Here is a 12,697-nt window from a genome sequence, read left to right as displayed (position 1 = left end):
CCGGGCGAACGCTAAGGCAAAGCCACAAAGCCCCTTGTCCACGGGTAGGCAAACTAAGGCAACAAGGGCAATCCAAACATAACACTATCCTTTTTAAACCATCGAAATGAAACTTTCAATATCACTTTAATTCTAAATAATATTATATTTTTATTGCTCTTTTCGCCCTAGCTCTAGGACTCCCTCTCTACGTCCATGGTGTATTCGCCTGTACCCTTCGCCCAACTTCGCCCATACTTGCCCGAACTTAGAGAAAGTTCATCACATGGCTTAAACATTACACGTATTACAGTTCTGGCAGCCCCAGCGGCTCCACAGCAGTAGTTTCATTTTCGTCAACAAAAGCTTTAAAGGCACTATATTCAAATCTAAACCCATGAAGCCGATGCTGATGACCTTTATCACCCGTGTATTTGTGGCCTTTAGCCTTTTCTGTCGCAAGGTACTTGGCACTCACTAATCTCGCCCTTACTTCGCTGCTTTTACCATAATCTGATCCTTTTAGCGCCTCACCCATGGCTGTGTCGGTTATAACAAAAAATTCTGTAGGCTTGTACATAATCATTGGCGCATGTTTGTGTGGATCAAATACAATGTAATATCCCTTTTCGTCTGGTAAACAAGGAGTCGTTTGTTCCAGCATCCAATCAACGATCTTCCTCATGATACGGTCAGCTACGCCAATACTTTCAGTCGTCTGCCTGATCGCCTCCGTGAGCAGCATTTTTTTCATGGCCTCCACGTTCATATCAATTTCGAACAGTTTGTTAAACTCCTGAAGACAATATACAAGGACTGATGCTTTGGTGATAAGCCGACCACGAAGATTATTTTTATCACCTTTTTCTTCAAAGTACTTCCCAATTTCGTGCAATTCCTCAATCACAGTTTCAATATTCATTTTACTCACAAAGTTCAGCCACGGTTCTGCAAAATGCCCACCATTGAGTCGGGCTTGTCGCATTAGAGTCTTAACGTCTTCACCACTATAGTTTTCCGGAAACGGTGATAGGGCAACAGATAAAACACGCCCATAAATACCAGAACTATCTTCTGGCGATACAGAGAAAATTGAATTTTCACCGTTAAACAAGATCGTTCCGCGATAAGTGTCCTTGGATGCATCCTTAGAGCCCCATGAGTTTTCGCCAGTCTGGATGCTCTTGTTTCCTTCTTTTCCATTAAGAAGCTCATGGGGCATCGCTTTCAGAGCGTCTTTGATACTGTGTGTGTCGTCTAGAATCATCGGAAGATTGTTTATACTTCTCGCAAAGTTCCACAATCCCGCAACACGCGCATTCGACCAAGTGTTCTTCAACTCTTCTCCTAACCCAAATACGATTTCAACAGCCAACATTTGGATAGTGGTTTTACCACCTGATGTTAGACCATTAAGTTCACTTCCAATATTCTCGTTTAGCTCACCTGTAAGCTTAGGCACTAATGGACTTGCTAAGCATCCAGCAAGCATGAAGCAAAACACCAAGCTATCTTGTAGCTGTTTCAGAATGGAAAAAGAAACATCATAAGAACCGACGGGGAGTTGCTTACTTCTCTCATAAATCCCATGAACTGTCGTCCCTGGATCTCCCGCGAAAATCAAGTCTCCAGATTGGATAGCTGATTTGGTGGTAAAGGGAAAAAACAACCCTTCTGGCGTCCAACCGCAAGCCTTGACTATCCCTACAGTCTTAAGCCCTTCAAGTCCATTGTTTCCATTCACAAGACTCGTAAAGAAAGAAGCTAATTCACGATTATGATTATCACCCACAACAATTACACCATAAGAATCCAACTTTTTAATCTCACGTGAAGCTGTGATCTCTCCTAGTGGAACAGGAGTCGGATGGTATTCCCATTTTTGCTTGCTGTTATTCCACTTAGTCAATCTAACCAACTTATATCGTTCCGCTTCATCTTGTACCCACTGGCACGGAAACACAACATAAGGCATGATAGATTCTACATGACCATTTGCTCGTTCACGAAGGATACCACGCACAGGGTCAAAGTAATACCCTTTGGGCAGATTAAACATGGCACCGTGTGGAGCATCAGGAAAAACAGAATGCAGCGACACTTCTGAGTTTGAAACTGCGGTATTATCAGCCAAACACTGCATCTCGGTTTGAACTAGCAATTCGAACTGCTTCTCGTCGAATTCAGCGTTTTCCTTGATTGCTTTAGCCATATAGGCATCGAGTTCATTTTCCTTCTCCACAATGCTCAAGTCCGTATTTTGTAGCACATTTTGGACAAACGTTTGTTGCTCTTCATTGGTCAGTTTCACTCTTCCATTCCTTCTTTCACTTATGATTTAAGTTTCATACCTTGCTACCGAAAGCACTTCGTGATAAAATCGACCCATAAAATTAATGAGAGAGCCGCCGAGGGCGTTGCCGCGCCGCTCGGGGCGTACGGATAAGCTACTTTAACTTTTAAATGGATCATTAAGCTTAAGCCCTATAAATTGCTTGATGGCTACCTCACCTCCTTCAAGAACAGTACGAACACTGAAGGGGGCTATTTCCCAGTCCAACTGAATAATAAGCGCCAAATCCATTCCTGTACGTTCATGAATGATCTCTAAAGCAAATGACTCCTTAATTATGCTATTCCAGAATATAAAGGTTCGAAATTCCTGCGTCTCAGTGTTTTTATCGTTATATACATTAAAATTTGCTCGATTAAGCTTTTCGTTAACTACGTTCATTTCTTCGATAGTCTTGGACGAGATCATAGTCCACCTCACACGACCATTGTAACTTTTACGGATTTTAACTGCAGTTCCACCCAGCAAATGATAGAACAGCACATGATGATCTATCTCTTTAATACCAGTTGATTTGCCATTACTCCAATGCCGTTGGACCCACCACTTCCCCTCTCCGTTCATCATCTGGTACTCTGTGTTTACAAGGACCATTTGCTTGTAATAAGAGAATATCTTCCCTTCTTTCATCTGCCTTATAATGCTTACCGTGTTTGAATCAATTGGCTGTAACTCTGGATCTTCAAGGGCTGGTAGGCCAAATCTAGCAATAAATCTGTGACGACAGGTTCCTGCTGAATAGCTTGGGCATTCCCATCCGCTCTCGCCCATGATTTTCGAGCAACTCATTGGCCTGGGCATCCCACGCCTGAGATCATCCATCTTTGTATGAAACATCCGCTCAGTTTCTTCTTGGTCATATACCTTACTTGGATCATTGTCTATTATTCTGCGGTCATACCCTCTGCTTACCTCATGGGCGAGCCCCTCCGCTATTGAACCGTACAATGCTATATTGCTGATAATCCCCATCCATGCAAAGTTATTAAATAGATTAGGATCAGCATTAAAAATATCACATTGCTGCATGCGTTCAAATTGATTCGGTAACCGCGTTAACTCCTCCCATAATCTTGCTTTCTCTTCTATCGTATTACCAACCGTCTCAGATCTACCTTTTATGTCACGGCTAATATTTGAATTGAATCTCTGAATACATTCAGCAATTAGGGGATGGCTCAAGCATATTAGCTCCACGTCCCTAATTCGTTCCCAAGCGCTCTCATTTGGCAATGGCAAAAAAGTCTCAGGATCAAGAATTGCAGTGCATTCTTCTTTAAGTCGGCTTCCACACATGGGGATACCAGCGATTTGCGGCAAGGCTCCTCCTTGTACAGCAGCCTTTTTAGGTATTAAATCGATAGCGGTAACAGGTTTGACTTTACTAATCACTTCCTGCATGAGCTGGCTCAAAGCTCCACTGTGTACTTTACCATCTAAAAAATACCAAATATGAATCCCCTTCCCACCCCGACTACGCTCCATTAAAAATGGCAGATTCATTTCTTGGACAATGGCTGTACAATCCTTGTAAAGCTGTTCTTGGGCTTTGCCACCTTTATCATCAAGATCTATTAAGAAAAATTTTGAAAGCCCCTCCGAGTCTGCAGAACTTGTTCCAAACTGATATCCTGAGCCCAAATGACGAATTAGAGGATTATTGTATTCTGTCATTTCTTTATATTTTCCAGTATCTAAGTGTTTAGCATACAACCACTTTAGTTCTTTACCTGATTTACTCTTATTCCCATTGTGATGTTCAGCATATATATCGGTGCGATTGACAAATCGTTCACAAAGAAGCTTTAATTGCTCCTCTATTTCCATATCCTCACCTACTCACCGTATTCGTTATAACAAAAAACACAGTTATATTTTGTTATATTTAATCGTATAATGCGTAATTTCATTGAGTCAATATATCCGATTCAATCTTTTCTTATAAATTAACAATTAAAATATAGTTTTTGCTTTGTTGTCCACTCACCAAGAGAGTATTCAAATATTCCGAATGAGCAGCCCTCAGTCAGTCTTTTATACTATGGCTTGATTTCAGCTGACAGCTCACGTTTTCAACTTTAAGATAGCAAAGTCATTTCCCTTATTATGAACAACATGGGAATGGCACTTCAAAACAATTTCAGTAAATCTAAGCGTAATCCCGGCTCTTTGCTTGTTGATTTCTACTACAGCTGTTATAATTTCTTTATGTTCATATACAGATACTAATTCAACCGCATCTCCTGAGATTTGAACTTCCATGTATGCTTCTCCCACTGAAACACCCCTCATTAATTAGTCGGTTTAGCTATTTAGGCATTGATTATATGAGATGGAAGCGGAGCTTGAAAAGCCCCCTTACGGAGGCGCCTCGCGGCGGCTTGCAAAGCCTGGCGGACAAAACTGTAAATTTATAACTGTAATTTTTGGAATAAATTTGAATGAATCTTTCATAGTGTATCTGACCCCTTCTTACGATTTTTTGCATACATCAATATACCCGCTAACGAGGCATCTAGGCCATAGCTGCACGGGGAACGGTGGCTGCGGCGTTTAGACGACAAGCGATTTATTTAGATAAAGGCAAACACAAAAAATAGCCGATGCCTTCCCGATTATCAGGAAGGCATCGGCTATTTTGTTTATGCAAAGATACCTCAAAATGAATTTTCTAGAGAAGAACCAACCTACAATCCTTCTAATCATGTCTGTACTCAAGCATTGCTAGTTGGCATTATTTTTTCTGGTCCCTCATATGAATATCATCCTTACTTCCACGCTCTACTATTGACAACATCTCATCTAGCTGTTTGGCCGCATCCTCTTGCAGCGCGGGAAAAAGGTGTGAATACCTATCTAGCGTGATAAGAATACTGGAGTGGCCTAACCGCTCACTAACCACCTTTGGATGAATTCCAGCTTTGAGTAAAATGCTCGCATGACTATGACGCAAGTCATGGAATCTAATCCTATTTAACCCTGATTTTAGAACTAATTCACGCCAACGTGCCTCCAAAAAACTTGGATTAATAGGCATACCGTTCTTCGTTTGAGCAACCAAACCAAAGTCCTTATATTCCGTCCCTGCCAGCTTGGCTTTCTTCCTGTCTTCCTCAAGCATTTCCTTTTGCCTCAACAAAGCATTGACCGTCATTTTCGACAATACAATCGTTCTAATCCCTGATGCCGTCTTAGGCTCCTGAAAGATATACCCTTTATCTCCTTGTGTATATGATCGCCTTACTGAAAGCTTTCGATGCTCTAGATCGATGTCCTCCCACTTCAATCCGAGAACCTCTCCTCTCCTCATACCTGTGGTCGCCGCCAGCAAAAAGATAATATGATAACGAACATTTTTTGTGAAAGATAGAAATTGCCCTAATTCTTCCTCGTCCCATACTTTCGTTTCAGCTTTTGGTATCTTCGGTGGTTTCACCAGCTTAACCACGTTCTTCGTTATAGCCTCCCACTGAACCGCCGTCTCCATTGCATCGTGAAGTACCTTATGGAGATGGGTAATGGTTTGAGCCGATAGCTTGTGATCTCCATTTAGCAACTGATCATACATTTCAACAACGTGCTGTGGAGCTAAGCTAGTCATTTTGTGCTGACCAAGACGCGGAATGATGTGGAAGTTCACTAACCAGCGGTAAGTTTTATATGTTCCTGGTCGGATACTCATTTTCTTCTGTGCCAGCCATGAAGCCATGTAGGTGGCTAGATCCTCCTTTGTCGGTTCAATATATGTATTCGTATTAAGCTCGTGAAGCACTTTGGCAAGCGCCTTTTCAGCTTCGACCTTGGACTCAAAGCCAGATTTGCTTTTCTGACGCCTACGCCCAGTTTCAGGGTGACGACCGAATTCAACAACGTAACACCAACTACTACCTCTTTTACTCACACATCCACGCATACTAACAATCCTCCATAGCCTCATTTTGACCGCAAAAAAAGCGCCTGATCGTCCAGTGAAGGACAATTAAGCGCTTGTAGTGCTAGTTCAATAATTTCAAAAAAAGCAAAACACGGAAAACTCCAGTCTGTCAATTACTCGAATTAAAGACGATTATTCAAGCAGCGATTAATACAATTCATCACGATTCTTGTTTCATTTTGATTTCCAAACTTTGGTTTGCTACTCTAATAAAACAAGGTGTCATCGAACTATATTATAACATCTTTTACATATAAATAAATTTTTTACTGAAATATAAGATATTTGGTACATACCGTTCATATGGATTTTATGAAACTCTCGCAATTTACTATTCAAGTCAACACCATCGCCTATAAATTCCGATACAGTTTCAATAGTAGCCACTTTAAGGGAATTATGTGTTTTATCATTCCTTTCTTTCCTTATCGTACCACCTATAAATTTTAGCAATTTTAGCTCAAAATCATTAAAAATATTTTCATTTTTCTTATCGATATATTCATACATTTTCTTTAAATTGGACCCGTTTAAATTCTTAACACTCTTATTGTAGTCATCAGTAGCATTCATCTTCTTTATTAATTCCGCAAAAGCTCCTTCAATCTGTGTATAGTTCAATTTTAGAATTTCATAAAAGTTTATTGTCATTCTATTCATATAATTAACAATACAATTTACCATTTCCAAACGTTCTTCTTCCGTCTCAGGTTGAAAATATTCATGAATAACTTGATATGAAGAAAAATCCACCTCTGCAGAGTGAGTTATTACGTCAAGTAACCAACCAAAAGCTTCATCGAATTCTTTAAGCCTTTGTCTGGTTTCATTTTCTAGCGCATTGACAATGTGGTCAATATTTATATCTTTCTCCTCCTTGATGCTATAATCTTTTAGCTATTATTGCATATGAAAACTTAGTTGAACATGGCGAAAGTATTACAAAACTATATACTGAATAGCTTGTTTCAATGTGATACGCTTCTTATAACCCTCACGTTGGATGCAAGAACCCATAGCTGTTTTGTAAATAGGTGACAGAATTCTTCTTTCATGTGTTCTGAAGGCATCATTTTACTTCAAGAGAGAGACTTTCAGAAAGATTAATATATGAATTTTCCCGAAATATTGTTGGTGTCAGTAGAGTTTCAATGTGATATATGCACGGGGTAGTTCATAATGGTTTAGTAATATGCCTACGCCATGAAACACTAAAACACAACGTAGCCATTGTACAACTTCCAAAAAGTCCGAAAACTATGATGAGCGTCTGGACAGACGAACAACTTGTAATGTTCCTTAACTACGCCAAACAATATCGCTACTACATGATCATTTTGCTGGCGGCTACGTGCGGCTTACGCCGTGGCGAAGCTATTGCTTTGCGCTGGGAGGATGTAGACCTCGCCAAGGGGACGATAACAGTTGTTCAGTCGTACACGCGTGGGGAACGTGGTCATATCTTCCAAGAGCCTAAAACAAAGGCAGGTGTACGCACTATCTCCTTGCCACAAATGACAATAGACGCTCTGAAAAAGCAAAAAGTCCTGCTTGCGCAGGACAAACTTGCCGCTGGAGCCAAGTATAACGACCATGGGCTACTTACACAAACCAAGTTTGGCTACCCAGTAAGTCCATACTATTTTGAATCTCGCTGGCGCGATATGCTTCAGAAATCTGGACTACCTAAAATCCGGTACCACGACTTGCGTCATACACACGCCAGATTATTGCTACAGCAGAACGTACACCCTAAGCTAGTTAGTGAGCGATTGGGCCATTCAAGTGTGGGCATCACTTTGGATAGGTACAGCCATACGTATGGAGTGGACTATAAGGCTGCAAATGAGTTAAACCAAATACTGACTGGCAGGTAAAATAACTAAGAAACTACAGTACGTATTGAATTAAGGTGGAAAGGAGGATCTAGTCGGCTGATTAGTTACGAAATCAGAGGCTCTTGTAAAACTCTTATATAATAAAATTAGCGATCAGGAACATTATCCACAATAATCCACTTATTATTATTCCTATCTTCTCTTTTTTTGTTTTATATTTCTTATATATTAGAGCATATAAAATAAACAAAGGCCATGTGCTAACCAAAATAATTAATAATATTTCCGAAGTAATATCCGTCCACCTCCAACTTCCTTAATTATCTTTATTTCCATTTTAAAACACTTGATTTACCTAATTCCAATATGTGCAGTTTAACATAAAAATTGCACATAAGTAAAAATGATTAGCTAATCAGTTTTACTTATGTGCTTGAAATTACTGATTTCTATTCATCAGATGCTTTGTAGAATTGCATAAGCGCTACCCATCGAACTATTGGCATCGCTACCCGCAGACCAAATAGCAGCTGCGAATCCAGCAACACCTATTGCTCCTCCAATAGCACCAACGACACTAGCTGCTGTCAAAACTGTTAACCCTAATGCGGCCATAAGTAAGGGAGCATTTATATTAATGGTATTTCTAGCTGCTACAACATCGCCAGCATAATGCTTGAAATTTATTACTGCTAATTTATTCGAACCATCTGTAAGTGCTGACTTGGTGATTGCATCATCTTTTGCTCCACCAGTATCTAAAAACATTGATCCGTCGATTGATAGCCTATTTTTAATTCCAGAAGCAGTTGTCATGGTTGTAACATAAGGAGTAGGAAGATACATTGGAACAAATCGATCTTCCCAAGTGATGTAGGAATAGCGTCCTCCGCTCCCGAGAACTGTATATGAAGACCTTTGATTCATTGGTGTGTTCTCATAGCTTGAATCACTGTAAATCACCTCATTTAGATCATACTTTTCACCATTTATTTGTGCCTCATTCTCATTAATCACTTCAATTGTTGTTATATCTGAATTTTCTGTAACACTACCATCATTAAAGTTATTAATTTCTTTAGTATTTAATAGGATCTTATTATCAATAATAGTTCTAGTTATAGTTCTATATGTTGTTCCAATAATTTCTCCATCTTTAAAAATCTCCTTTTGTTGTTCCAGTAGCACTAATTCTTGACTTTTCGCTGCAAAAGTCTGCATGGGAGACAGCGCGAATATCAAAGATAACGTCAAAATAAATGCAATTGCTCTTCTCATATTTTATTCCTCATCTCTTCATTTTTTTCATCAAGATCCATAAATAAACCAATAACTCCTCACTGTGGATAAATTAGAATGTTAATTAAATTTTCCCATACTTAGCCATAAAATTCAACAAAATATATTCGTATTTTCCGAAAGACCGCATGCGGGACACAATATGTGCGTTGACTCCGTGTTGATTTCAAGCATAAAAAATACATCGCCCCGAGCATTCAGCCCCATGGCGATGTATTCAAGATACACATACTATAAATGCCTCACAGCTCTTACTCTTCCCCCACCGCAACCGGATTCTCCGGATTCGCGCTCCAATCGCTCCAACTCCCCGCATAAATCTTCACATTCTTAAACCCTGCCTCCTGCAGCGCAAAAAAGTTAGGCGTAGCGGTAACGCCAGAACCGCAGTACACGATAATCTCATCGTCCTTCGACAGCGCGGCAAAGCGTTCCGCCTGCTCCTCTGGCGACTTCCACACGCCATCCACATGACGGCTTTCCACCCAAAAATGATTAATCGCCCCCGGAATATGTCCGGCTGCCGGGTCCATCGGCTCGACTTCCCCCCGATAGCGAGGCGCTTCACGCGAATCAATAATCACGATCCCGTCCTTGCCGATGCTCTCCTTCACATAAGAGCGGCTTACTAGAATCTCATCCCGCAAAGCTGGCTCAAAAATAACCCCTTCCACCGCAACTGGCTCTTCTGAGCTAACGGGATAATCTACTGCTTGCCAAGCAGTGAATCCGCCTTCCAGCACATACACTTGCCCCTCATGCCCCATCCACTCAAGCAGCCAGCGCAGGCGCGAGGCCATGGCTCCGCCTTGGTTATCATAAGCGACTACTGTCGCTTGATTGTCAATTCCAATCCGCCCCAGAAAAGCGGCCAATACTTCCGGCTCCGGCAAAGGATGGCGCCCGCCTTCTCCGTTCGGGCGCTTCGGTCCCGATAGATCATGGCTAAGATCGGCATAATAGGCACCCGGAATGTGGGCCTCCTCATAAGATTTCCCACCTGTTTCAGGCTCAGTCAGCAAATAACGCGTATCGACAATTACTGTATTTTCAGCTCCCAAACGCTCAAGCAGCCAATCTACCTTTTTAAAATAAGTCATTCCGCTCAGCTCCTCCAACCTATTGTCTGGCTTATCCCAGCTATATACCGCCATCGTACCCGATAAATCCCATGAGGGGCAACCATTTGCCCACTATTTCCTTTGCAAAATCACATCTTCCGGCCAGCCCTCTATGTCTATTACCCTGGCAGCCTTGCTTCGAAGATTAATTACGATTTTCAGGCTGATCATGCCTCTGGGCGCCTGTCCCGGCTTCATGCATCGTAAACCAAAACTTGCTTCCCTGCATTCCTGCCTGCTGCACGCCAATTCGTCCCCCATATTGTTCTACGAGCAGCTTGGCAATTGCCAGCCCCAGCCCAGCGCCACCGCTCTGTCGGTTCCTCGATCGATCCAAACGATAAAAGCGCTCAAAAATACGTTCTCGCTCCGCTTCCGGCACTCCGTCGCCCTCATCTGAAACCGTGAAACGCACCAGCTTAAGCTCCCTTCGCTGACCCGTTTCAAACCTATCACCCGCTGCCCTCTCCGCAGCTAGGGAAACATTATCGGTATCAGCTAACACTTCCGCCTCAATCAAAATCAACGAGCCCTGCGGCGAATGCCGCACTGCATTTTCCAGCAAATTTTGCAAAATCCGCTGCAAATGCCGCGGCTCTATCAACAAGCTGAGTGAGCGCTCCGGCAGCTTCACTTTAAGCTGCAGGTCCTTCTGCTCCGTAGGCTTCGCAAAACGCGGCAGCAGTTCGATCAGCACATCCTCGACCACCGCCTCCTGACGTGGGCCCTCTTCCTTCTGCTCAGCATCCAGCGTGGACAAATCGAATAAATCCTGAATCAATTCGCCGAGTCGAATCGTTTCTGTACGGATCGTCGCCAGATATCCTCTAAACGTCTCCTCATCTTGAATGATGCCGTCCTCCAGCGCTTCCACGTAAGACTGTACCGACGCAAGCGGTGTCCGCAAATCATGCGCCATATTCGCAACAAGCTCGCGCTGAGACGACTCCGCCGCCTTCACCTGACGAAAGCTTTCTTCAAGGCTCGCTCCCATGCGGTTGAATTGATCAGCAAGCTGCTTAAATTCCCTTAAACCGCTCTGCTCTATACGCGCCTGCAAATCCCCCTCCGCAATACGCTCCGCCCCTTCCCGCACCCGCCTTACCGAAACTTCAAGCGGGCGCACCAGCATAAAATAAATCAAGCCCGACACGACCCCCGCTCCCACCGTCGCCAGCGTCAGCCATTCGAACTGCTCTCTCGTCAGCAGCATATACCGATAAAACACCAGCAGCAAAATAATAATAAAAGCAATGCTAATCGTATTTACCAGCATTAAATAAGGACGCAGCCTCATCCGCCTGCCCCTTTCCCATCCAGCTTATAGCCGATTCCCCAGACTGTTTTGATCCAGAGCGGATCGGACGGATTGTCTTCAATTTTCTCCCGCAGGCGCCGGATATGAACCGTCACCGTCGTCGTATCGCCATCGTAAGCGATATCCCAAATTTGATTCAGCAGCTGGCTGCGCGAGAATACCTTGCCCGGATATTGCGCCAGCAGGCTCAGCAGGTCAAATTCCTTCGCCGTTAGCTCTGCCTCCACGTCTTTAACCGTGACACGCCGCTCCAGCGGGAAGATCGATAATCCGTCGAAAAATAGAGCCTGGTCTCCGTTGCCGTTGCCATGAGCTCCTAAATTCACCATTCCGTTTGCCGTCCCGCTCCCTAGCCCGATTCCATTCCCAATTCCGCTTCCGCTAGTCCCCACAAGCTGCTGTCCCCTCGCCGCTTCGGCTGCCTGCCGGTTCGTCCGGCGCAAAATATTTTTGATCCGCAGCACCAGCTCCCGCGGACTGAACGGCTTCGTCATATAATCGTCTGCACCCATCGTAAGCCCAAGCAGCCGGTCCGCTTCTTCCCCTCGGGCGGTCAGCATAATAATCGGCGTTTCCTCTACTTGCCGGATGACGTCGCACACCTCGATTCCGCCTAGCTTCGGCATCATCAGGTCGAGGACCAATAAATCCGGCTGATGCTCTCTCCACAGCGCAAGCGCTTGCTCGCCATCTGCTGCCACCCATACCGTCCAGCCCTCCCTCTCCAAATAGCGGCGACAGACGTCGGTTATATTTTGTTCATCATCTGCTACTATAATTTTGGCGCTCATGCGGGTTCCTCCTGCCAGCTTCTTATATAGCAACAAATCCCCTGCCAAATGGCAGAGGAACTGT

General features: G+C 43.2%; 10 protein-coding genes. 1 reads left to right on the top strand and 9 read right to left on the bottom strand.

Annotation, left to right across the window (positions count from 1 at the left end; translation table 11 throughout):
- Nucleotides 1-286 precede the first annotated feature (286 nt).
- From ACSR9A_RS06020 to ACSR9A_RS06000, 5 genes are all read right to left on the bottom strand, one after another.
- Nucleotides 287-2,290 carry a DUF927 domain-containing protein gene (locus ACSR9A_RS06020; RefSeq protein WP_473756173.1) on the bottom strand — a complete coding sequence of 668 codons (2,004 nt, stop codon included), beginning with the start codon at nucleotides 2,288-2,290 and terminating at the stop codon, nucleotides 287-289.
- A gap of 141 nt (nucleotides 2,291-2,431) precedes the next feature.
- The gene (locus ACSR9A_RS06015) at nucleotides 2,432-4,159 is read right to left on the bottom strand and encodes a TOTE conflict system archaeo-eukaryotic primase domain-containing protein (protein WP_473756172.1); all 1,728 of its coding nucleotides are present in this window, start codon (nucleotides 4,157-4,159) and stop codon (nucleotides 2,432-2,434) included.
- 237 nt (nucleotides 4,160-4,396) lie between these two features.
- A complete protein-coding gene (locus ACSR9A_RS06010; RefSeq protein ID WP_473756171.1) occupies nucleotides 4,397-4,594 on the bottom strand; it encodes a hypothetical protein in 198 nt (65 codons plus the stop codon).
- A gap of 472 nt (nucleotides 4,595-5,066) precedes the next feature.
- Entirely contained in the window at nucleotides 5,067-6,245 is a 1,179-nt protein-coding gene (locus tag ACSR9A_RS06005; RefSeq protein ID WP_473756170.1) for a tyrosine-type recombinase/integrase, read from the bottom strand.
- A 243-nt stretch (nucleotides 6,246-6,488) separates the two neighbouring features.
- The gene (locus ACSR9A_RS06000; protein WP_473756169.1) at nucleotides 6,489-6,956 is read right to left on the bottom strand and encodes a hypothetical protein; all 468 of its coding nucleotides are present in this window, start codon (nucleotides 6,954-6,956) and stop codon (nucleotides 6,489-6,491) included.
- Between the two features lie 569 nt (nucleotides 6,957-7,525).
- On the opposite strand from ACSR9A_RS06000, the gene ACSR9A_RS05995 reads away from it, so the two are divergent.
- Nucleotides 7,526-8,143, top strand: a complete 618-nt coding sequence (locus tag ACSR9A_RS05995) for a site-specific integrase (protein WP_473756168.1) — start codon at nucleotides 7,526-7,528, stop codon at nucleotides 8,141-8,143.
- 417 nt (nucleotides 8,144-8,560) lie between these two features.
- Here the strand turns inward: ACSR9A_RS05995 and ACSR9A_RS05990 are convergent, their stop codons facing one another.
- The 4 genes from ACSR9A_RS05990 to ACSR9A_RS05975 form a co-directional block, all read right to left on the bottom strand.
- Nucleotides 8,561-9,382, bottom strand: coding sequence for a hypothetical protein (locus ACSR9A_RS05990; protein WP_473756167.1), 822 nt, complete (start codon nucleotides 9,380-9,382; stop codon nucleotides 8,561-8,563).
- Nucleotides 9,383-9,654: 272 nt separating this feature from the next.
- Nucleotides 9,655-10,503, bottom strand: coding sequence for a sulfurtransferase (locus ACSR9A_RS05985; RefSeq protein WP_473756166.1), 849 nt, complete (start codon nucleotides 10,501-10,503; stop codon nucleotides 9,655-9,657).
- A gap of 166 nt (nucleotides 10,504-10,669) precedes the next feature.
- On the bottom strand, nucleotides 10,670-11,821 hold the full coding sequence (locus ACSR9A_RS05980) for a sensor histidine kinase (protein ID WP_473756165.1): 1,152 nt from the start codon (nucleotides 11,819-11,821) through the stop codon (nucleotides 10,670-10,672).
- The gene (locus ACSR9A_RS05975) at nucleotides 11,818-12,633 is read right to left on the bottom strand and encodes a response regulator transcription factor (protein WP_473756164.1); all 816 of its coding nucleotides are present in this window, start codon (nucleotides 12,631-12,633) and stop codon (nucleotides 11,818-11,820) included. The genes ACSR9A_RS05980 and ACSR9A_RS05975 overlap by 4 nt, the downstream gene beginning before the upstream one ends.
- Between the last annotated feature and the right edge of the window lie 64 nt (nucleotides 12,634-12,697).

The organism is Paenibacillus sp. R-74696 (assembly GCF_055814915.1).
This window is presented reverse-complemented; position numbering and strand designations above follow the sequence as displayed.

Coding starts and splice junctions, on each gene's coding strand:
- ACSR9A_RS06015 (WP_473756172.1), bottom strand. CDS start 4,159: ATGGAAATAGAGGAGCAATTAAAGCTTCTTTGTGAACGATTTGTCAAT.
- ACSR9A_RS06010 (WP_473756171.1), bottom strand. CDS start 4,594: ATGGAAGTTCAAATCTCAGGAGATGCGGTTGAATTAGTATCTGTATAT.
- ACSR9A_RS06005 (WP_473756170.1), bottom strand. CDS start 6,245: ATGCGTGGATGTGTGAGTAAAAGAGGTAGTAGTTGGTGTTACGTTGTT.
- ACSR9A_RS05995 (WP_473756168.1), top strand. CDS start 7,526: ATGATGAGCGTCTGGACAGACGAACAACTTGTAATGTTCCTTAACTAC.
- ACSR9A_RS05990 (WP_473756167.1), bottom strand. CDS start 9,382: ATGAGAAGAGCAATTGCATTTATTTTGACGTTATCTTTGATATTCGCG.
- ACSR9A_RS05985 (WP_473756166.1), bottom strand. CDS start 10,503: ATGACTTATTTTAAAAAGGTAGATTGGCTGCTTGAGCGTTTGGGAGCT.
- ACSR9A_RS05980 (WP_473756165.1), bottom strand. CDS start 11,821: ATGAGGCTGCGTCCTTATTTAATGCTGGTAAATACGATTAGCATTGCT.
- ACSR9A_RS05975 (WP_473756164.1), bottom strand. CDS start 12,633: ATGAGCGCCAAAATTATAGTAGCAGATGATGAACAAAATATAACCGAC.